Origin of the sequence: Acinetobacter sp. A1-4-2 (genome assembly GCF_040233925.1) — a bacterium.
Lineage (GTDB): Bacteria > Pseudomonadota > Gammaproteobacteria > Pseudomonadales > Moraxellaceae > Acinetobacter.
The window spans coordinates 146,916-168,069 of record NZ_CP157982.1 but is presented as its reverse complement, the minus strand read 5'-3'; the positions used below and the strand labels follow the sequence as shown (position 1 = coordinate 168,069).

General features: G+C 44.4%; 18 protein-coding genes. 14 read left to right on the top strand and 4 right to left on the bottom strand.

The window, feature by feature from the left end:
- Positions 1–8: 8 nt before the first annotated feature.
- From ABJ384_RS15365 to ABJ384_RS15355, 3 genes are read left to right on the top strand one after another with little or no spacing between them, the layout of a single operon-like run.
- On the top strand, positions 9–344 hold the full coding sequence (locus ABJ384_RS15365; RefSeq protein WP_086176141.1) for a sarcosine oxidase subunit delta: 336 nt from the start codon (positions 9–11) through the stop codon (positions 342–344).
- Positions 341–3,253 (top strand): glycine cleavage T C-terminal barrel domain-containing protein, encoded by a 2,913-nt coding sequence (locus ABJ384_RS15360; RefSeq protein WP_349929801.1) that lies wholly within the window; start codon positions 341–343, stop codon positions 3,251–3,253. Before ABJ384_RS15365 ends, ABJ384_RS15360 begins: the two co-directional genes overlap by 4 nt.
- 2 nt (positions 3,254–3,255) lie before the next feature.
- Positions 3,256–3,921 carry a sarcosine oxidase gene (locus tag ABJ384_RS15355; RefSeq protein ID WP_349929800.1) on the top strand — a complete coding sequence of 222 codons (666 nt, stop codon included), beginning with the start codon at positions 3,256–3,258 and terminating at the stop codon, positions 3,919–3,921.
- A gap of 639 nt (positions 3,922–4,560) precedes the next feature.
- Here the strand turns inward: ABJ384_RS15355 and ABJ384_RS15350 are convergent.
- The 3 genes from ABJ384_RS15350 to ABJ384_RS15340 all read right to left on the bottom strand — a co-directional run bounded on the left by ABJ384_RS15350 (position 4,561) and on the right by ABJ384_RS15340 (position 8,507).
- The gene (locus ABJ384_RS15350) at positions 4,561–5,874 is read right to left on the bottom strand and encodes an ammonium transporter (RefSeq protein WP_349929799.1); all 1,314 of its coding nucleotides are present in this window, start codon (positions 5,872–5,874) and stop codon (positions 4,561–4,563) included.
- Between the two features lie 414 nt (positions 5,875–6,288).
- Positions 6,289–7,602 carry an ammonium transporter gene (locus ABJ384_RS15345; RefSeq protein WP_349929798.1) on the bottom strand — a complete coding sequence of 438 codons (1,314 nt, stop codon included), beginning with the start codon at positions 7,600–7,602 and terminating at the stop codon, positions 6,289–6,291.
- A gap of 305 nt (positions 7,603–7,907) precedes the next feature.
- On the bottom strand, positions 7,908–8,507 hold the full coding sequence (locus tag ABJ384_RS15340) for an XRE family transcriptional regulator (RefSeq protein WP_004704287.1): 600 nt from the start codon (positions 8,505–8,507) through the stop codon (positions 7,908–7,910).
- A 294-nt stretch (positions 8,508–8,801) separates the two neighbouring features.
- On the opposite strand from ABJ384_RS15340, the gene glnT reads away from it, so the two are divergent.
- From glnT to ABJ384_RS15285, 11 genes are all read left to right on the top strand, one after another.
- Complete coding sequence (gene glnT, locus ABJ384_RS15335; protein WP_349929797.1) at positions 8,802–10,199, top strand: type III glutamate--ammonia ligase; 1,398 nt, start codon at positions 8,802–8,804, stop codon at positions 10,197–10,199.
- Positions 10,200–10,266: 67 nt separating this feature from the next.
- A complete protein-coding gene (locus ABJ384_RS15330) occupies positions 10,267–11,181 on the top strand; it encodes a glutamine amidotransferase family protein (protein WP_004704283.1) in 915 nt (304 codons plus the stop codon).
- 33 nt (positions 11,182–11,214) lie between these two features.
- Positions 11,215–11,940, top strand: coding sequence for a protein glxC (locus ABJ384_RS15325; RefSeq protein ID WP_349929796.1), 726 nt, complete (start codon positions 11,215–11,217; stop codon positions 11,938–11,940).
- A 27-nt stretch (positions 11,941–11,967) separates the two neighbouring features.
- On the top strand, positions 11,968–13,302 hold the full coding sequence (locus tag ABJ384_RS15320) for an FMN-binding glutamate synthase family protein (RefSeq protein ID WP_349929795.1): 1,335 nt from the start codon (positions 11,968–11,970) through the stop codon (positions 13,300–13,302).
- A gap of 1,000 nt (positions 13,303–14,302) precedes the next feature.
- Positions 14,303–15,523: an integrase arm-type DNA-binding domain-containing protein gene (locus ABJ384_RS15315; RefSeq protein ID WP_349929794.1), complete on the top strand. Its 1,221-nt coding sequence runs from the start codon at positions 14,303–14,305 to the stop codon at positions 15,521–15,523.
- A gap of 348 nt (positions 15,524–15,871) precedes the next feature.
- Entirely contained in the window at positions 15,872–16,414 is a 543-nt protein-coding gene (locus ABJ384_RS15310) for an ATP/GTP-binding protein (protein WP_349929793.1), read from the top strand.
- Between the two features lie 71 nt (positions 16,415–16,485).
- A complete protein-coding gene (locus ABJ384_RS15305) occupies positions 16,486–16,842 on the top strand; it encodes a roadblock/LC7 domain-containing protein (protein WP_349929908.1) in 357 nt (118 codons plus the stop codon).
- A 110-nt stretch (positions 16,843–16,952) separates the two neighbouring features.
- Positions 16,953–17,912, top strand: a complete 960-nt coding sequence (locus tag ABJ384_RS15300; RefSeq protein WP_349929792.1) for a hypothetical protein — start codon at positions 16,953–16,955, stop codon at positions 17,910–17,912.
- Between the two features lie 47 nt (positions 17,913–17,959).
- The gene (locus ABJ384_RS15295; protein ID WP_349929791.1) at positions 17,960–18,316 is read left to right on the top strand and encodes a roadblock/LC7 domain-containing protein; all 357 of its coding nucleotides are present in this window, start codon (positions 17,960–17,962) and stop codon (positions 18,314–18,316) included.
- 231 nt (positions 18,317–18,547) lie between these two features.
- A complete protein-coding gene (locus tag ABJ384_RS15290; RefSeq protein WP_349929790.1) occupies positions 18,548–18,940 on the top strand; it encodes a hypothetical protein in 393 nt (130 codons plus the stop codon).
- Entirely contained in the window at positions 18,937–20,571 is a 1,635-nt protein-coding gene (locus tag ABJ384_RS15285; protein ID WP_349929789.1) for a SulP family inorganic anion transporter, read from the top strand. The genes ABJ384_RS15290 and ABJ384_RS15285 overlap by 4 nt, the downstream gene beginning before the upstream one ends.
- A 297-nt stretch (positions 20,572–20,868) precedes the next feature.
- Here the strand turns inward: ABJ384_RS15285 and ABJ384_RS15280 are convergent, their stop codons facing one another.
- Positions 20,869–21,096: a hypothetical protein gene (locus tag ABJ384_RS15280; protein ID WP_349929788.1), complete on the bottom strand. Its 228-nt coding sequence runs from the start codon at positions 21,094–21,096 to the stop codon at positions 20,869–20,871.
- Positions 21,097–21,154 lie beyond the last annotated feature (58 nt).

Sequence of the window (21,154 nt, the reverse complement as noted above, 5' to 3'; positions counted from 1 at the left end):
GTAACCCCATGAAAATAATGATTTGTCCTTTAAATGGTCCAAGAAATATCAGTGAATTTAGTTATGGCGGCGAGCTGAAAACCATGCCGGACCAGAACACCTGCAGCAATGAAGAATGGGCAGATTATGTGTTCAATAAAAGCAATATCGCCGGCGTGGTACTGGAATGGTGGATGCATACCCCAAGCAGTTATTGGTTTATTGCCGAGCGCCATACAGTGAGCGATGAAATTCTGCGTACCTTTGATGCCAAAGAAATGTTTAGCCAGCGCATCGATTTTGAAAATCCGGCAGCTACAGAAAAAACAGCAGAACAAGCTGCTAAACAGGAGGTATCCGCATGAGCAATCTAGATTTAAACCGACTGCCTTTACCGTATGGCATTTTGATTGACCGCAACCAGCCTGTGACTTTTCAGTTTGATCAGCAGACTTTTCAGGGCTATGCGGGCGACAGTATTGCCAGTGCCTTGATTGCCAATCAGCGCTGGATTATGTCGCGCTCTTTTAAATACCATCGTCCGCGTGCACCTTTAACCATGGCGGGACAAGATGCCAATACGCTGATTCAATTGCCGCAGGAGCCGAATGTACTGGCAGATAGCACCGAGATTGCAGCGAATCTGTCAGCAATGGGGCAAAACTATGCTGGCTCGTTAATGAAAGACAACGATGCGTTTTTAGGCAAATTTTCAAAATTTATGCCTGTCGGCTTCTATTACCGCTCATTCTACAAGCCTAAAGGGGTCTGGAAGCTGTGGGAGACCATGATCCGTAAAAAAGCCGGGCTGGGAGTGCTGGATCTGAATTTTCAGCCTGAATACTACGACAAAGCCTATCTATTTACGGATATTACCATTATTGGTGCCGGTCCGGCCGGTTTGCAGGCAGCGTTGACTGCCGCGAATGCCGGTATGAAAGTGTTGTTAATCGAACAGGATAAAATACTGGGTGGCAGCCTGCATTATGCGCGTTTTGATGCCGAAGGCAAAAAAGCCGCTGCATGTGCAGCCAAACTGATTGCGCAAGTAGAACAGCATGAAAACATTAATGTGCTGAAACAAGCCATTTGTAATGCCTGGTTTACCGATCATTATTTACCGGTCATTCAAGGCAAGCGCATGTATAAAGTCCGTGCCAAGCAATGCATTGTGGCCAGTGGCAGTTTTGACCAGCCGGTGGTGTTCCGCAACAACGACTTGCCTGGAGTGCTGTTGACCAGTGCCGTACAACGTCTGGTCAAACTGTATGGGGTACGGCCCGGCCAGAAAACGGTTATTTTAACCGGTAACGATGACGGCTATCTGGCTGCTCTAGATCTGGCCGAAGCCGGTATCTCTGTGGCTGCCCTGGTTGACATGCGCGCGGGTGCAGAAGATCCCGCTTTGCAAAAAGCGGTTGAACTGCAGCAGATTCCTGTCTATCTCAGCAGTACCGTGTATGAAGCCTTGCATAGCAAGGACATGCAGCATCTGACCGGAGTCGATATACGCAGTATTGTTGCGGAAGGCCAGGTAGGGACACACAGCAAGAAAATTGATTGTGATGTACTGGCCATGTCATCCGGTTATATGCCGGTGTACCAGCTGCTGTGTCAAGCCGGGGCCAAACTGAACTATAACGACAAAAAGGCACAGTTCAGCATTTCTGGTTTACCTCAGGGATTGCACATTAGTGGCTCTGTTGCCGGTGTGCATCAGCTGGACAATGTTCTGCATGATGCAGTGCAAACTGCCACGGATGCTGTGAATGCCATTTTGGGCAATGCTACTACAGCGGTGAAAAAACCTGTTGTCGAAGCAGCGGTGAATTTCCCATGGCCGATTTTCGCGCATCCTAAGGGCAAAGAATTTGTCGATTATGATGAAGACCTGCAAATCCGCGACATTATCAATGCCACCAAATCGGGCTACCGTGATGTACAGCTGGTCAAGCGTTTTTCTACCGTGGGCATGGGACCCTCTCAAGGCCGTCATTCAGCCCTACCTACTGCACGTCTCGTGGCAAAATATACAGACCGCACAGTGAGCGAAACCGGGGTGACGACCGCCCGCCCACCGTTCACCGCAGAGAAACTGGCGCATATTGCAGGACGCGGTTTTGATCCCTTCCGTCAAACCGCCATGCATCAACGCCATATTGAGGCCGGTGCACAAATGATGCCGGCAGGCAACTGGCAGCGTCCGGCCTATTATGGTGACGTCGCTGGCCGTTTACAGCATATTGAAAAGGAAGTGCGCAATGTACGTCAGAATGTCGGCATGATTGATGTCTCTACTTTAGGCGGATTAGATCTTCGCGGGCCTGACAGCGGCGAGTTCCTCAACCGATTATATACTTTCAGTTTTGTAAAATTACCGGTGGGTAAAACCCGTTATGCGGTCATGACTGCCGAAGATGGTGTGGTGATTGACGATGGTGTTGCCGGGCGTTTAAGTGAAAATCATTTTTATGTTACAGCAACCACCAGCGGGGTAGACCGCATTTACCAGCAAATGCTGAAATGGAATGCACAGTGGCGCTTAAATGTCGATATCGCCAATGTCACGTCGGCATTTGCGGCGGTGAATATTGCCGGTCCGAATTCCCGCAAAGTGCTGCAAAAGGTCTGTCAGGACGTGGACTTCAGTGCAGCAGCATTTCCCTACCTGGGTTTGCGCACCGGAACCATCCAGGGCATTGCTGTGCGTATCTTGCGCGTTGGTTTTGTGGGCGAATTGGGCTATGAAATTCACTTCCCCGCACGCTATGGCGAGTTCATGTGGGATCTGCTGATGCAGGCGGGTCAAGAGTTCTCAATGAAGCCTTTTGGGGTGGAAAGCCAGCGACTGCTGCGTCTGGAAAAGGGCCATATTATTATCAGTCAGGATACCGATGGCATGTCGCATCCTAAGGAAGTGGACTTAGGCTGGGCGGTGGCGAAAAGCAAGCCGTGGTTCGTGGGCAAGCGTTCGATTGCCATTTTGGAACAGCAGCCAATGAAGCGCAAATTGGTGTCCTTTGTGCTGGACAAACAGCAGCAAAAACCGCTGGAAGGCCACATTGTGCTGAATGGCGACAAAATTACAGGAAACGTAACTTCGTGTGAATATTCACCGACCCTGGACCAAATTATTGGCATGGCGTATGTCGGTATCGAGCAAAGCGCAGTGGGCCAGCAGTTCCAGATTCGTGTGGAAAAAGGTGCAAGTGTCTACGCCACAGTAGTAAAAGCACCTTTCTATGACCCTAATAATGCCCGTCAGGAGATCTGATCATGAATATTTTACCTCAAGCGGAACGCAGTCCCATTCAAAAAACCTGTGCGGCCTATCAGTCTTATGGTGCAGGACGCATGTTTCTTGCAGGCGGTAAGTCCCAGCACATTCAGCAATGTGCAGTGGTGGATTTAACCAATATGCCACGCGTCGGTTTCCGGGGAACCGACAGTGCCAGCTATTTAACTGCAGCAGGTTTTGCATTGCCGGATGCACCCAATCGATTGTGTCATCAGGCCAATGGCAGCATTGTGGCACGGCTGTCTGCGACCGAATATTTAGTGCTAGGTGCAATGCAGGATTTTGGTGAGAGTGTAGCCGCACTGGAACTGAGCTGGGAGCTGAGTGACCGCGCCAACTATCTGCTGCCGCGTCAGGACAGCCATGCCTGGATTCAGCTGACCGGGCAATCTGTGGCTTTCATCATGGCTAAGCTGTGTGCCGTCGATTTGTCCGCAGAAGCTTTTGCTGCAGGTCAGATTGCGCAGACCTCGGTGGCGCGCATTAATATTGTGGTGATGAATGTCAGCGATGCCCAGGCGCCGAAATTCAATCTCTTGTGTGACCGGGCCTCTGCACTGTATTTATGGAATGTCTTGCTGGATGCCATTGCAGAATTTGATGGTCAAGCCGTCGGTATTGACGGGCTGCTCAGCATTGCATAAATAACAATTCTGTTTTCCCCCAACTGTAATCCCCCTGAATGGCTGTTAGCGTAAGCTGGCAGCCATTTGCTTTATGTGCTGGCATCCGGATAACAATAAAACTTTATCATAACAGCGTACAGCCATCCGTTGCCAGCGCTATGCTTTCAAGCCCTTGTCGTTTAGCCAAGTATCGTCTTGATCAAGAAAAAATTTAAATGCTTCAACCCGATAGGACGAAATCCACCGTTTGTTCTTGCAACCATGGCTACATGATCTCGCTACCCGATTTCTCTATAATGATGACCCTGTATAGAGAATTCTTCTTGTGGTTCTTTTTGGAATGTTCAGCCATATATAGTGCTGGAGCACTCGGTATTCGATCATACAATCTCAAAGACGTGCTCTGGGAAAATGACCGAAAGGAAGCCGTTAGCGCTATCTATCCCTGTTTTTCCCAGGAGAGAATGAGCGAGGAGCGTACCAGTTTAACCCGTTGACAGGGCACTCAGCAGTTAAAATCCGCAGATGGACAGTAGCGGGATTTAATCCCCAAAGGGCAGCATAGCCATGTATGCAAATGATGCAAAGCGACGTTCATCCCAAGCAGCCATAAAAAAACAAGGGCCGAAGCCCTTGTTACTTGATTTTATACGGCCTTTAGTTATAGGCACGTTCGTTATGATCACTGACATCCAGACCGCGCTCTTCCTGTTCTGCCGTGACACGTAGCCCCACGGTTTTATCAATGATTTTCAGCAAGATCCAGCTCAAGATGCCGACATAGGCAAAGGTCATCGCAATACTGGCCAGTTGTGCCAAGAATTGCGGGAGCAGGGAAATGCCTTCAACATTGCCGCCCAACTCGGGGATACAGAAAATACCGGTCAGCAGGCAGCCAACCATACCGCCAATGCCATGTAACGAAAATACATCCAGCGCATCGTCTACGCCGAGCTTTTTCTTTAGTATCATAATCGCGTAATAGCTGGCCATACTGGTGAGCAGGCCAATCACAATTGCACCAAAAGGGCCAACATAAGCGGCCGCCGGGGTAATGCCGACCAAGCCGCCAATGGCACCTGAAGCCAGACCAAAGGCAGTGACATGGCCGGAATACATTTTTTCAGCAAACATCCAGCCGACAATACCACCACAGGTTGCCAGCATGGTGGTCATGAAAATCAGTGCTGCTGAAGAATTGATGGCCAGAGCCGAACCCACGTTAAAACCGAACCAGCCGGCCCAGAGCAATGCTGCGCCAATCATCACAAATACCACATTGTGCGGCGGCATCGGCGTAGCAGGCCAGCCTTTACGTTTGCCCACCACTATGGCACCGACAAATGCCGTGACCCCGGCTGCAATATGTACTGCAGTACCGCCGGCAAAGTCCAATACTCCCCAGTTATGGAATAGTGCGCCTTTGCCGCCCCATACCATATGGGCCATTGGGCCATAGACCAGCACTATCCACAGAGATGAAAAAATAACCGTTGCCCGGAATTTCATTCTTTCCGCAAAGCCACCCAGTGCAATACACGGCGTGATCATGGCAAAGGTCATCAGGAACACAATCAAGATATATTCAGGAATGCCGCCTGCCAGACTTTCTGCCGTGATGCCTTTCAGCATCAGTTTATCCAGGCCACCGACAATGCTGTTCAGGTTATAAACGCCCTCTTGCATATTAGTGGTATCGGTTGCCAGGCTATATACCCCGGCCACCCATAAAATGCCGACAATCCCGGCAATCGCAAAAAACTGGGTAAATAAAGACAGGATATTTTTGGCGCGGACCATACCGCCATAAAACAGCGCAAGTCCTGGAATAAACATCAGCAGGACAATAACAATAGAAACCATGAGCCATACAGTGGCAGGTCCATCAATCGTTCCCTCAGCGGCAAAAACTGCGCTAGGCGACAGCAGTACACTCAGCATGAGTAACTTCTTCACATTGTTCATTATCATGAATTGCTCCTGAATCTCATGAATATGGATTTACATTAGCTTGACCATTTTTTGGTGGGAATTGGTATTACTAAAGGGAATATTTCTTTCATGATTCAAGATGCAATTCTTATACCACTAGTCTGTAATTAATAATTATTTTATTATTTTTCAAATATATATTTTTACTTAATTTGTAGTTAAACGATCTATCATAATCATTTTCAAGCTAGGGAGTCTATATCTCAAAAGAAGTAGTCCTTGAGCCATAGTCAGCTGTTTTCACCCCGGAAAATCAGATGGAAACTGCCAGTCTCGGCATCGTACTTGCAAAAATAAAAGCAAATGCCCTGAAGCATTTGCTTGGTGAAGTTGAAGAATTTTAAATGGACTAAAATGAAATTTTAATTTATCAATTAAAAGCGGGCTGCGGCGTTAATTGTTATATGCACGTTCGTTGTGATCGCTGACATCCAGACCGCGCTCTTCCTGTTCCGGGGTTACACGTAAACCGATGGTCTTATCGACGAACTTCATAATCAGCCAGGTCAGCACGCCGCAATAAATCACGGTAAGTACAATACTGCCTGCCTGTGCAGCCAACTGGTTCAGCAAGGAAATGTCGGCCACTTTGCCGCCCAGTTGCGGGATGCAGAAAATACCAGTGAGCATACAGCCGACCATGCCGCCTATGCCATGCAGGGCAAAGACATCCAGGGCATCATCAATCCCCATTTTATGCTTCAGCTTGGTCACGGCATAAAAACAGCAGATGGCGGTGATAAAGCCGATTGCCAACGCACCAAAAGGTCCGACATAAGCTGCTGCAGGGGTAATGCCCACCAGTCCGCCAATCGCGCCTGAAGCCAGGCCCAAAGCCGTGACATGATGGGTATGTATTTTTTCAATCACCATCCAGCCTAAGATGCCGCCGCAGGTCGCCACCATGGTGGTCATCATGGCAATGGTTGCCGATGCATTTACCGCGAATGCAGAACCGACGTTAAAGCCGAACCAGCCTACCCATAAAAATGCTGCGCCGATCATGGTATAGACCACATTGTGCGGTGGAACGGGTGCAGCCGGCCAGCCTTTACGCTTGCCTAATACAATTGCGCCGACTAAGGCGGCAATGCCGGCATTAATATGCACCGCGGTACCGCCAGCAAAGTCCAGAACTCCCCAGGTGTGCATGATTGCACCTTCACCGCCCCAGACCATATGGGTCATTGGCCCATATACCAAAACCAGCCATAGGGCAGAAAACAACACCACTGCACCAAACTTCATGCGTTCAGCAAAAGCACCTATGGCCAGACAGGGGGTAATAATCGCGAAGGTCATGCCAAAGATAATCAGAATATATTCAGGTACACCGCCCAGTAGAGTATTTTCATCAATACCTACCAGAAAGGCCTTATTTAAACTGCCAACAAAGCTGTAGAGATTGGTTACCCCTGCTTGCATATGGGTTTTGTCTGCACTCATGCTATAAACCACAGTCAGCCACAGTACACAAACCACGCCTGCCACGGCAAAAAACTGGGTATAAATGGACAGAATATTTTTGGCGCGGACCATACCGCCATAAAACAGTGCCAAGCCGGGAACAAACATCAGCAGTACCAGCAGTGTGGACAACATCATCCATACAGTGGAGGCGCTATCCAGATCAGTTTCACCTGCAAAGGCCAAGCCAGGCAGCAGCAGGCTCGCTGCGACAATTCTTTTTAAATGATTTACCCACATAGGTTGTACTCCGGATTTTTTTACTAGGCTGTAAAGATCAATATCCCAAAATCAATTCGTTGCAATAATATATTCTTATTGGGAATATTTATTTATTTTTAAGCAAAGCAATTCTTATACCAGAGTTGAATTTTGATCTCTGCAACAGCGGAGGGATGTTGTCGTAAAGGATGGGGCTGTTGATAGGGAGAAGGAGCAATAAGGGTAGGGCAAGATAAACTTTGATTACGCTACCGCACGGTTTATTTGAAGCGTATAAATAAAAAAGATGGCACTGCCATCTTTTTTATAAAAACAGGGCTGCTTTATTCGGCCTGGTTATCCCCATAGTTCACCATAGAGATCAAACGGATGGGGACTTTAATCAGTTGTTCTGGGCCATGCGGAATTTCACCATCTAAAGTCAAGCAGTCGCCTGGCTGCATATGAAATACTTCATCGCCATGACGGTACATGATTTCACCTTCAATCAGATACAGCATCTCTGTTCCCGGGTGGGCAAAGGTGGGAAATTCTTCGCTAGCATCATCCATGCTGACCAAATAGGCTTCAAAGTTTTTGCGCGGCCCGCGGGAATGGGTCAGCAGGTGATACGTATGCCCTTTTTCGGTACCGCGACGCACCACCTCCATTCCTTCGCCTGATTTCACAATCATGGCCCGGCTTTCCTGATGGTCATATTGACTGAATAAGGTGGATAAGGGGATTCCCAGTACTTCACATAGGCGGCTTAGCGTTTCAAGGCTGGTCGAGACCTGGGCATTCTCAATTTTACTCAGCATACCCTGACTGATTTCAGCAGTCTGCGCGACTTCCGCCAGTTTCAAGCCCTGTTCCTGACGACAGCGTTTGATTTGAATGCCAATGTACTGTTCCAGTTTAAGGCTGTTCTTGTTTTGTCTCATTATGGATCAACTCGCACTGTTTTGAATCTAAATCCTGCTGACTCTTAATCAAAATTAAAAAGCAGCCCCGATGTGGAATGAAAGTATTATTTTATGAAACTTTTATTCTCTTTAGGAATATTAAGGCTTTTAGGCCCCAAGCACAAATTTTTTAACCGATCTAAAAAAGTTGGCAAGAGAATTGCTTTCTCTTTAGGAAAGAAAGTTTCTTCTGCTGAATAATACATTGAATCAAATATCTGTGCATTATTCGAGCCAAATATCATTTTTTGTCATATCGGGAGTATGTCAAATATGTTCCAGCAGGCCATCGTAAAAGAGTTCTTTGAAGAAGAACAGGACATCATTAGCAAGCCCAAGTACCGTGCAGAAGTACAGAAAGTCATTGATGATCATCAATTAAAATATGTATTGGCTCAGTTTGTCGATATTCACGGGTCAGCAAAAACAAAATCTGTACCGATTTCGGGTCTCAAAGCCATTGAAGGTGCAGGGGTAGGTTTTGCCGGTTTTGCCATTTCAGGTATGGGGATGCAGCCGCATGGTCCAGACTTTATGGTGAAAGGTGATTTATCTTCTTTAACCCCGGTACCCTGGCAGCCGGGTTATGGCCGTGTGGTCTGTGAGGGCTATGTCAACGGCAAACCACATCCCTACGATTCTCGCTATGTACTACGCAAGCAAGTTGAGCGTCTGTCGGCTAAAGGCTGGACCCTCAATACCGGCCTGGAACCTGAATTCAGCTTATTCCGCCGTGGTGAAGACGGCAAACTGAAAGCGGTCGATGAGTCAGACAATCTGGACAAGCCCTGCTATGACTATAAAGGCCTATCCCGTTCACGCCAGTTCCTGGAACGAATTACCGAGGCATTAATTCCTGTCGGTTTTGATATTTATCAAATTGACCACGAAGATGCAAATGGCCAGTTTGAGATTAACTATACCTATAGTGATGCCATGAACTCGGCGGACATGTTCACGTTCTTCCGTATGGCAGCCGGTGAAATTGCCCATGATTTGGGTATTGTCTGTTCGTTTATGCCCAAGCCAGACCCGAAACGTGCCGGCAATGGTATGCATTTCCACCTGTCGATAGGCAGTGCAGAATCCAGCAACCTATTTAATGATGACAGTGATCCGCAAGGCATGGGGCTGTCAAAAATGGCCTATCACTTTATTGCAGGACTGCTTGAGCATGGTCCGGCTCTGTGCGCCTTCTGTGCCCCAACTGTGAACTCATACAAGCGCCTGGTGGTGGGCCGCTCCCTTTCAGGTTCGACCTGGGCACCGGCATTTATTGCCTATGGTTCCAATAACCGCTCCGCCATGGTTCGTATTCCTTATGGCCGTATTGAACTGCGCTTGCCGGATGCCGGTTGCAACCCTTATTTGGTTTCGGCAGCGATCATTGCGGCCGGCTTAGACGGTATTGAACGTGAACTGACCCCGCCACCTGCATGCAATGAAAACCTGTATACCTTGAGTTTGGAAGAAATTGCTGCACGCGGTATTGGCACCCTGCCTCAATCCCTGAAAGAAGCTGTCGAGGCTCTAAAAGTAGATCCGCTGTTTAGAGAAACTCTCGGTGCCGAAATTGTTGACGAATTCATCCTGCAAAAAAGCATGGAATGGGTTGAATACAGCCGCCATGTTTCAGATTGGGAAATTCAGCGCTATACCGAATTTTTCTAAAACTTATTTTCACCCCCATAGCGTCCTTAGGACATGAATTAAAAAGAGCATTTAGCGGAGAACAATTATGTGCGGAATCGTAGGCCTATACTTAAAAAATCCAGCTTTGGAATCACAACTCGGCAAACTGTTTGAGCCGATGCTGGAATCAATGACCGGACGTGGTCCTGACAGCGCAGGCTTTGCCATTTATGGTGACGAAGTATCTGAGGGCTGGGTCAAACTTACCTTGCAATCGGTTGAAGATGAATTTGACTGGTCTGCATTTGCAGAAGCACTGAAAGCAGAACTGAATACCGACATGGACTGGTTCCAAAACGCCACGGCTGCAGTCATTAAAGCAAAATCTGATGAACAAACAGTGCGCGCGGCGATTGGCAAAATTGCCCCACAGCTCAAGATTATGAGTGTCGGTCAAAGTATTGAAATTCTTAAAGGTATGGGTTTGCCAGTCGAAATTTCTGAGCGTTTCGGTTTAGCGAATATGAAAGGCAGTCACATTATCGGTCATACCCGGATGGCCACTGAAAGTGCAGTGACCATGGAAGGCAGTCATCCATTTTCCACCGGCGCTGATTTGTGTTTAGTACATAACGGTTCTCTGTCTAATCATGCCCGTTTACGCCAAGAGTTAAAACGTGAAGGCATCAGCTTTGAAACAGATAACGATACCGAAGTGGCTGCAGGCTATCTGACTTGGCGTTTACAGCAAGGGGATTCTCTGGCAGAAGCACTGAACAATGCATTGGACGATCTGGATGGCTTCTTTACCTTTGCCATTGGCACCAAAAATGGTTTTGCCGTGATCCGTGATCCGATTGCCTGCAAACCGGCGGTGTTGGCAGAAACCGATGACTATGTAGCCATGGCTTCCGAATATCAAGCCTTGGCGTCATTGCCGAATATTGACAAAGCCAAGGTCTGGGAGCCAGAACCAGCCACCTTATATGTTTGGCAACGCAGTGCAGATCAAGCCGCCTAAGAATGACCCAGAATAGAAAACAGGAATAACCCTATGAATACAGCATTTGCAGAAAAAATCAGCACTTCAATTTTAAAAGATGAATTTGATTTAAGCGTAGACAGCATCCGTGATTTAAACCAGGCCCTGCATAGCAAAGAACTGACCGACAGCATTGTAGACTGGAAAATCAGCAATCCAGGCGGCCAGCATAATATTGCCGTTGGCATTAAAGCCCCTGTGAATGTCACCATTGACGGCCATGCAGGATATTACTGCGCCGGCATGAATCAAGAAGCTCATGTCATCGTCAACGGTAATGTTGGGGTGGGCGTAGCTGAAAATATGATGTCAGGCTCAGTGCATATCAAAGGCAATGCCTCTCAAGCAGCAGGCGCAACAGCGCATGGCGGTCTGCTGGTCATTGAAGGGGATGCTGGGGCACGCTGTGGCATTTCAATGAAAGGCGTCGATATTGTGGTAGGCGGCAGTATTGGACACATGAGCTGCTTTATGGGGCAGGCTGGCCGTCTGGTGGTTTGCGGTGATGCAGGCGATGCGCTGGGCGACTCGCTGTATGAAACCAGAATTTATGTCAAAGGTGTGGTGAAGTCTCTCGGTTCAGACTGTATTGAAAAAGAAATGCGTCAGGAACATTTGGCAGAACTGGCAGAACTGCTGTCTAAAGCCGGATTTGATGAAGATCCCGCTTGTTTCAAACGTTACGGTTCGGCACGCCAACTGTACAACTTCAAAGTCGACAATGCATCTGCATACTAATCAAGCGTGATAATGGAGCAATCAATCATGACTCAAACTATCCAAGAATTTGAACCCGTGTTACGTGAATCTGCAACGTTTGACCGTTTAACCATTCAAGAAATCCAGCGTGCAGCGGCAACCGGCATCTATGACATCCGTGGCGGTGGTACCAAGCGTAAAGTGCCACACTTTGATGATTTGCTGCTGCTTGGTGCAAGCATGTCACGTTACCCGCTGGAAGGCTACCGTGAAAAATGCGGTACCGATGTGGTACTGGGTACACGCTTTGCCAAAAAACCGATTCATTTAAAAATTCCTGTAACGATTGCCGGCATGAGCTTTGGTGCATTATCTGCCAATGCCAAAGAATCTTTAGGCCGCGGTGCATCTATGGTCGGCACATCTACGACAACCGGTGACGGTGGCATGACCCCTGAAGAACGTGGTCATTCGCAAACATTGGTGTATCAATATTTGCCATCGCGCTACGGTATGAACCCTGACGATTTGCGTAAAGCAGATGCGATTGAAATTGTACTCGGGCAAGGTGCTAAACCCGGCGGTGGCGGTATGCTGTTAGGCATGAAAGTGACGGAACGTGTGGCAGGTATGCGTACTTTGCCAGTCGGTGTCGATCAGCGCAGTGCCTGCCGTCATCCGGACTGGACGGGTCCAGATGACTTGGCAATTAAAATTGCCGAAATCCGTGAAATCACCGATTGGGAAAAGCCAATTTATGTCAAAATCGGGGCCAGCCGTCCTTATTATGATGTAAAACTGGCAGTGAAAGCGGGTGCAGATGTGATCGTGCTGGATGGTATGCAAGGCGGTACGGCAGCTACCCAGGAAGTGTTTATTGAGCACGTCGGTATTCCTATTCTTCCTGCCATTCCGCAAGCGGTACAAGCCCTGCAGGAAATGGGCATGCACCGTAAGGTTCAGCTGATTGTTTCTGGCGGTATCCGCACAGGTGCCGATGTGGCCAAAGCGATGGCATTGGGAGCAGATGCGGTAGCAATTGGTACAGCAGCGCTGATTGCGCTCGGAGATAACCATCCGCGTCTAGACAAAGAACTGAAAGAAATCGGTTCAGCGGCGGGTTATTATGATGACTGGCAAAATGGCCGTGACCCTGCAGGGATTACGACCCAGGATCCAGAACTATCAAAACGTCTCAATCCGGTTGAAGGTGGACGCCATTTGGCCAATTACCTGCGTGTTTTGGTCTTGGAAGCACAAACCATGGCACGTGCCTGCGGTAAATCGCATTTGCATAATCTTGATCCGGAAGATCTGGTGGCACTAAATGTCGAGGCGGCGGCAATGGCTCGTGTACCGCTTGCTGGAACCAACTGGATTCCAGGTCAAACGCAGTATTAATAAACCCTCATCAGATGGAGATGCATCATCTCCATCTGATGATCTCATCGATAACCTGATTTAAATCTTGCAAGGTTGCTGAAACTTATTAGATTAAATCTTTTTTAAATATTTTATTTGTAATAAATACAATTATATAGACAAATATTTCTCCATCAGGTCATTTGCAATGATCTTGGCCCATTTATTTTAAAATAAGAATTTTCCAAATTTAGTCATATTTCAAGACTGATTTTTAAGCCACAGGAACATACAGGGAAGGATAAAATTTCTATGTATCTTCATACAGGTGTTATCTTGCATGTAATAAATCAATATTCTGTTCAATCCGGCTTTGAATCATATGAAGCGATCTGATCGGATCAGTTCAGCTAACAGATCATCAGCGATCTGATTGAATTAGTGCACAACCTCTCAGAAATCGAAATCACAATTTCATCGGCGACTGGCACAGAAAAGATCGACTTGCCGAGAACCCAGTTTAACCATCACAGGTTGGCTAAGATCCAGCGCCTTATCATAATCTCCATTTGGTCATCCAGCGGGATCTTCACAGAAAGTGACATCGTAAGCGGCTTAAAGCCGTCCAATGTTTTAGGCTGTATTATCCCCTGTAATAGCCCCCCTAGAACGGTTGTCGAATTTAGTGGCCCTTTCCTAATCTTCATCTACTCATTCATATCGTACTCCTGTTGCCTGACTGTCTTATTGGCTTCGTTGGGGGGCTATATTTGGATACATAAAAAACTCGCTGATCAAGTGAACTTAGTTAGTTTAACTCTTTCTCGGCATTAAATTCCTAGAGCAGCAGTTTCAGATATCTTGCAAGTAATATTGGTGGTACTTAAGCTGGTGACTAAAAATGAAATACTAAAAATTAAATTAATATAAAACAATAAATTAAAAAACAGTATGATGCGTATGATACGCATAACATAAAAATTGCTTAAATTTGCTATAATTAAAATATGCAGTGTCATTAGTGGTTGAGTTTAAATTTATGAGTCTTACGGAAGCGAAGGTACGCCAGGCCAAGCCCAAGGAGAAAGTTTATTTTCTTACAGATGACGATGGCTTAAGTTTGAAGGTGGAATCGAATGGACGTAAATCTTGGAGTTATCGTTATTCAGTAGCAGGGAGCAATAAGCGTCCGCGAGTGAAGCTGGGCGAATATCCTTTCATGTCATTAAAACAGGCAAGAACCGCCCGGGATGAATATAAATTTAATGGTTATAAAAATGAAACAGTACATAAAAAAAATATAAAAACATTTCAAGATATTTGCGAAGAATGGTTGGATTTTAAAATAAAAAACTCTTTTAAAGATGAACCCCGTTGTGGTGTTATTCAGTTGGCAAAAAAATTTTTAAATCATGAAATTTATCCTGATTTAGGATATATGCCATTTAATGAAGTGAAACGATATGATTTAGTGACTGTCGTTAAAAATATAGAAGCACGTCATGTCAAGGAACCGGTTAAAAAAGCCTACAGTTATTTAAACCAAATTTATGATTATGCTGTGGCAATGGGTTACTGTGAATATAATATTGCTCACGGATTAAATAAAATATTAATAAAAAATAAAATCAAAAAAAATTATCCTTATTTAAAATCAGAAGATTTACCTAATTTTATAACCAGATTGAGTCAAGTGAATACGAATCCTATCATAAAAAAAGCCTTATTATTTAAACTTTATACTGGAGTTCGTGGGGCTGAGCTTCTACTTTGTGAACCACATCATTTTGATTTAGATAATAAAATTTTGAAAATACCGGCTTTGCATATCAAACAGTTCCGACGGAAAGTCATTTTAGGTCATAATATTCCTGATTTCTTAGTACCTTTATCTGATCAGGCAATGACTCTGATAAAATCTGCTTTAGCCTGGTCTCATGGTGAAAAGTATGTGTTTTCTAGTCCCCGTTATCCGAATAGACCTCTGCATTTTAATACATTAAATATGGCTATTCGAAAAATGGGCTATGATAAAGATGAACTATCTGCACATGGTTTACGTTCTACTTTTAGTACAATATTAAATGAATCTGGATTATTTCAATCAAATTGGATTGAAGCGCAACTATCACATACGGATAAAAATAAAACACGGGCAAGCTATAATCATGCTGAATATCTTTTACAACGTATTGAAATGATGCAGTGGTGGGGAAATTATATAGCCAGCCTGATTAAGGAGCAGGCTGTACAAGATTAATCTATTAGGAGACTAACGTGGGTGGTCTGCCTTATAAACTAGAAATTTTTATTAGTGATAATAAAAATATTTAAATGTATTCTGTTCTAGCATATAAAAGTCACATTAATGTGTGAAATATCAAATAAATTCACAGTTTATTCACACTCCGAAGCCTAAGCTCCCTTCCCAACATATGACGAATTTTTAAATTTCGGCTTATGGCAACTTTATATCATTATTGCTTGGTTCCAGCGACAGTCCAAACAAATGATTTAAATATGCAGCTTAATTCTGGCTGCTTTAACTAAAAAACCGCCAAACAGACTTTATATCAATCTATTAAACTTTGATAAAACGAGTATCTATATGATTTTACAGCAATATAAGATTGTTTTTGGCGGGAGTATGGGTGCTGGAAAATCGGCGGCCATTAAAGCGCTCTCTGACATTCCGGTCATAGAAACCGAAGCCATGAATACTGACATAAATAGGCATAGCAAATATTCCACCACGGTAGGAATCGACTATGGTGAAATCGTGCTTGAGGATGACACTAAAATCGGACTGTATGGCACTCCCGGTCAGGATCGCTTTGATTTTATGTGGTCTATTGTCTGTAAAGGCGCCATTGGTATCGGCATTTTAATTGATCATTCACGTGCAGAGCGTTTGCAAGATTTGCAAACCTATCTCAACGCTTTTCAAGGCTATAGTGAAAATATCGTGATTGGTATTACTCATCTTGATCAACAGCAGGATCAGATGCTCAAGATTTATCGGGATTGGATGAGTTTACACCACTACAGTTATCCAATATTTGCGGTCGATGCCAGACAAAAAGATGATGTGCTGCTGATGGTGGAAGTCTTAATTGCTGCTATTGAAACTCGCAGCATGGTTATGCTTTAAAGGATGAAATCAAGGTGAATATCAATCCTCTTTCGCGCCAGATTCCTCAATCATTGATTGAAACTGGTCGTATGCAAATTCATGAACTGTTAAATAACGTGAGCGGCCTTGATTTTGTCATGCTGTGTTCCTCTGACGGTTTTCAATTGGCTTTGGCCAGTAAAAAAAAGCTGGAAAATACTGGAAAAATTGCGGCAGTCAGTAGCTCAATCTTAGCGATGGTGTCAGCCTTCATTTCAGAAATCAACTTGATCGGCTGTAAGACGCTTTCACTCGATGCAGAAAATGGTCATGTCGTATTAACGGGGGTAGAACATGCCCACTATCCAATGCTGATTGTCGCAGTAGGCTCATCTGATGTTCTGATGGGGCAAATGCGATATGAAATCAAGAAAACCTCAGAATTTTTAGCCAAAATAAATGCATAGATGATTACCTTCATGAAAATACGTGATTGATTAATTTCCATGTAATGCACTGTATTTAAGTTAATTTAAATTATCTCTTGTAGTAACACCTGGCTTAATACGGTTAGAAAATGAAAACATTTTTAAATATTGCTGTGTTCGGGGTGAGCCTGAATGTGCTTGACCAGCTTAAAAGCCAAATATTGTTATCTGTTCCTAGTGAAGTACAGGTACGCTGGGTCAACATTGCTGAAAAAAATATTGACCTGCTGATGGTGAATGACGCCTTTTTTGCATCATCCAGCATTCAAAAAATTCTCTCGCAGATTCATGTACAGTACCTGCGTCTGATCAAAATGCCTGAACAACAGGGCATGATTGTCGATGACACCTTATCTTATCCTGTAACCCAGTTAGATCATTTACGTGAGTGGTTACAAGAAAAATTCTTTGATTACGAACCGGATGATCATCTTCATCTGCCCTATACAGCTGTAGAACAATCTGTTGATATCTCGAGCATATTTGATCAATGCCTATTGGCCCGAAACGGTTTTATCCAGTTATTCGATCATCAGGGGTTCTTGGCTCTAGCCGATACCATGACTGAGCGTGTCTGGGTCAATTCTGATCATCCCATGACTGGTTTTGACAAAAGTCTGAATCAAACCTATGCCACGAATCAGTTTGTGCAAGAGATGCTGAAGAATACACAAGCTCAGGATTTACGTAGCTGGTTATGGCAGAAGGCCTATTGTTCTAAGGACATAGAGCTTCGAGAGATTCAGACGAATCAATATTTTAAATTGCAGATCTGGCCAAAATTCGAGCCGGGTTATGAACGTCGGCATCTATTAAAAATTGCGACATGTTTTGCGCAGGGTGCTCAGATTCAAACTGCAATCAATCAATTAAACATTCCCAAACAACAAATCATCCGTTTTGTTGCACTCACAGATATGCTCAAAATGGGTTCATGGATTGACTTTCATGAAGCGAAATTCATGAGAAGCAATGAATCAACTGATCAAGGTCAGATGATTAAAGTGCGCAGTTTTTTTATGAAACTACGTAAAAAATTAGGTCTTTAAATCAATATTTTTTCCGGGGAAACCCTTAATTTAAGGTAGAAATTAATATGGCTCGTATCGTTTTAGACAGTTTAACTGCGATGGATGGCTTTATTGCAGCAGCATTAGTAGATAGTGAAAGTGGTTTAGCTTTAGCCGTTCAAGGAACCGGCATAGATTTAGAACTTGCTGCAGCAGGCAATACAGAAGTCGTACGCGCGAAACGTAAAATAGCCAGAGCACTTCAATTAAATGATGATATTGAAGATATTTTAATTACTTTGGGCAAGCAATATCACCTGATTCGCCCGCTTGAAAGCAATGAAAATTTATTTCTTTATCTTGTTTTAGATCGTTCTAAATCAAATTTAGCCATGGCTCGTTTTGAACTAAAAGCATTTGAAAAAGAACTGGACTTTTCTTAATACTAGATTCGAATCAAATTTATCTAAGCATCTCTTCTTGAGATGCTTATTATCATATGACAGCTTTCATTTAATTTAAAAAAAGACTTTTTTTAGAACGCATTAGATAAAAATAACCGTGTTTAACTTTCACTGTGCCGATTATCATGCCTAGTTTTTATGGGTAACGAAGTTCTAATTAAAACCTCTTTTTTTACAGACTTTTATTCGACTGATTTGTTATGCTGTCAGATGATTGATGGGCATCGTAAGAAACCTGAAACCATGGATAGCAATCATAAAAAATCTAAACATTCAATTGCATGGCGTGATCCGCCAGAAGCGCAGGATTATCCTGCCGCGAGTTCTGATTTATGTTTATTGTTACATCATTCTTCAGCGGTTGTTGAAAAACTGTTGAACCAGTTACAAGCCGAAACCATCACTCAGTCTAAAGCCAAAGATATTTTTCGTGCAGCCCTATTTGATGAACACAATTTCCATATGGCACGTGATTTAGGACAGCGTCAATTAATTATCGCCGATGGTGATCACCACCTTTGTGCGGTGTATCTGCAGGATGAAGAGGCCCTCATTCCTTGTCAGATGATTTCACTGACTATACAAGATTTGGCTAGCCTATGAACGCTGCTAAAAAGTTCCCTATTTTTGATGTGATCGCAGGTTTATCTATCGCAGGTTTGCTACTGCCTGAAGCGGTCGCCTATTCCAATATGGTCGGGTTGCCACCGCAAAGTGGTCTGGTGGCACTGGTGCTGGGTTTAGTGCTGTATGGTCTGATCGGGAATAGCCGTTTTGCGATTGTTTCTGCGACCTCATCTTCTGCCGCAGTCATGAGTTCAGGTCTGGCAACCATGGTCATGTTTTCTTCGCCGGAACGGGCAGGTCTGGCCTATGCCCTGGTATTTCTGTCGGGCATTTTACTGGTGATCGCAGGGTTATTTAAACTTGGAGATGTGACGCATTTTATTGCAAAACCTGTACTGAAGGGTTTTTCCTTTGGCCTGGCACTCAGCATTGTGCTGAAACAAATTCCTTTAGTACTACAGGTACATCCTGAACATAGTAATTTTTTTCGTCAGTTGTGGGAAATGCTACAAGCCTATTCGAGCTGGAACTGGCATGCTTTGATCATGGGACTGTGTACCTTTTTCACTTTGCAATTAACCCAGCGCTATAAAACTATTCCAGTGGCCTTGTTGCTGATTATTTTAGGTATTAGTTTCAATGTGATGGGATATACCCACGCATGGGGAATCCGTTCTGTTGGGCATTTTGAGTTGGTTCTACCGAGTATTCACTTGCCTCAGTTGGGTATGAATAGCTGGTTGCAACTGGTAGAACTTTCACTGGCCGTTGCACTGATTATTTATGCAGAATCTTATACTTCAATTCGTAGCTCGGCCCTAAAATACCATGATGCAATCCAGCCAAATCGTGACCTGATTGCATTGGGCGTGAGCAATATCTGCTCAGGACTGTTTAAGGGAATGGCGGTTGGTGCAGGTTATTCGGCGACTTCAGCCAATGAATCAGCAGGGGCAAATAGCAAAAAATCAGCCTGGGTAGCAGCGCTGGCCGTGGTGATTTTTTTACTGTTTTTTCGCCAGTATATCGCCAATATTCCTGAACCCGTTTTGGCGGGTATTGTGATGTATGCAGTCAGTGGACATATTCGTTTTGCCCCATTTAAACAGTATTTTATCTGGCATAAAGATCGCTTGTTGTCGATTATTGCAATTTGGGCAGTGATTATTTTTGGTGTGCTCAATGGGTTACTGATTGCGGTGCTGGTGAGCATTTTAATGTTATTGAAAAGCTACTCTGTTCCTCGAATTGCCTGGCTTGGACGTCTCAATGGCGGGCATGATTTTGTTGATATCAACCGTTTTCCTGAAGCTGTAGCACCTGATGCTATTTTAATTGCACGGCCTGATCACCCCCTGTTTTTTGCCAATGCAGAAAAAATCTGTCATGCAATTCTAAAAAAGGTTTCTGAGCAAAATTATCAGCATGTGATTTTGAATCTTGAAGAATGCCCAAGCCTGGATAGTACCAGTATTGAAGCATTGTTATTGTTGGCTGAGCATTTGCAAGAGGAGGGGATTAAGCTAAAGTTGGCACGCGTACGCCGTTCAGTCGCAGAAACTTTATTGTATGTGAATAGTCCTTTATTCCCCCGCTCGAGTTATGATGCACAAAGTGTCGATGATGCCGTGAGCCAGATAGAAAATCATCGTTCGACAGCAACTTAAGCGCACGGCGTAAACCACGCGTACGATACAACTCTGGAAAAAACGACTGAGAACATCCTCTACCTGATCGTCCAGTTACAATCAGCAAAATGCGAATCTTGCTGGGTGGAAAACAATACACTGATACTTATGGGCAGAACATTTTGCTGTCAGCACATATGCAGTATTTAATGCATGTACTTGTTTAAACTTGATCTGACAGCGATATTTTCATTGGGTTTGTCAGGTTATATCGGACAATTGATCAAGAGCAATGACATAAAATAATTTACAAGTTTATTAAAAATTTTGTACTTCTTACTTTATTTTAAAATGATGTTTCTCTGGAATAAGTTTGATTTTTATTTTTTTATAAAGTCGCTCTTCGGCATTTTCTGCTGATTTGGTCACTTTATCCGCAAATTTCTGATCAGACATAAGCATGGCATACGTTTTATAGCCTATTTCAAGCGCTTGTGTTTTATTGCCTTCTTGTTCAAACTGTTCAATTAATTTGTTGATCTTTTTAACACTGATATCGCTCATGTAGTTGACTCATTCCCTCTTGATTTTTACTTTAGGATTGGATTGTTACAATTTAGTT

Coding starts and splice junctions, on each gene's coding strand:
- ABJ384_RS15365 (WP_086176141.1), top strand. CDS start 9: ATGAAAATAATGATTTGTCCTTTAAATGGTCCAAGAAATATCAGTGAA.
- ABJ384_RS15360 (WP_349929801.1), top strand. CDS start 341: ATGAGCAATCTAGATTTAAACCGACTGCCTTTACCGTATGGCATTTTG.
- ABJ384_RS15355 (WP_349929800.1), top strand. CDS start 3,256: ATGAATATTTTACCTCAAGCGGAACGCAGTCCCATTCAAAAAACCTGT.
- ABJ384_RS15350 (WP_349929799.1), bottom strand. CDS start 5,874: ATGATAATGAACAATGTGAAGAAGTTACTCATGCTGAGTGTACTGCTG.
- ABJ384_RS15345 (WP_349929798.1), bottom strand. CDS start 7,602: ATGTGGGTAAATCATTTAAAAAGAATTGTCGCAGCGAGCCTGCTGCTG.
- ABJ384_RS15340 (WP_004704287.1), bottom strand. CDS start 8,507: ATGAGACAAAACAAGAACAGCCTTAAACTGGAACAGTACATTGGCATT.
- glnT (WP_349929797.1), top strand. CDS start 8,802: ATGTTCCAGCAGGCCATCGTAAAAGAGTTCTTTGAAGAAGAACAGGAC.
- ABJ384_RS15330 (WP_004704283.1), top strand. CDS start 10,267: ATGTGCGGAATCGTAGGCCTATACTTAAAAAATCCAGCTTTGGAATCA.
- ABJ384_RS15325 (WP_349929796.1), top strand. CDS start 11,215: ATGAATACAGCATTTGCAGAAAAAATCAGCACTTCAATTTTAAAAGAT.
- ABJ384_RS15320 (WP_349929795.1), top strand. CDS start 11,968: ATGACTCAAACTATCCAAGAATTTGAACCCGTGTTACGTGAATCTGCA.
- ABJ384_RS15315 (WP_349929794.1), top strand. CDS start 14,303: ATGAGTCTTACGGAAGCGAAGGTACGCCAGGCCAAGCCCAAGGAGAAA.
- ABJ384_RS15310 (WP_349929793.1), top strand. CDS start 15,872: ATGATTTTACAGCAATATAAGATTGTTTTTGGCGGGAGTATGGGTGCT.
- ABJ384_RS15305 (WP_349929908.1), top strand. CDS start 16,486: ATGCAAATTCATGAACTGTTAAATAACGTGAGCGGCCTTGATTTTGTC.
- ABJ384_RS15300 (WP_349929792.1), top strand. CDS start 16,953: ATGAAAACATTTTTAAATATTGCTGTGTTCGGGGTGAGCCTGAATGTG.
- ABJ384_RS15295 (WP_349929791.1), top strand. CDS start 17,960: ATGGCTCGTATCGTTTTAGACAGTTTAACTGCGATGGATGGCTTTATT.
- ABJ384_RS15290 (WP_349929790.1), top strand. CDS start 18,548: ATGATTGATGGGCATCGTAAGAAACCTGAAACCATGGATAGCAATCAT.
- ABJ384_RS15285 (WP_349929789.1), top strand. CDS start 18,937: ATGAACGCTGCTAAAAAGTTCCCTATTTTTGATGTGATCGCAGGTTTA.
- ABJ384_RS15280 (WP_349929788.1), bottom strand. CDS start 21,096: ATGAGCGATATCAGTGTTAAAAAGATCAACAAATTAATTGAACAGTTT.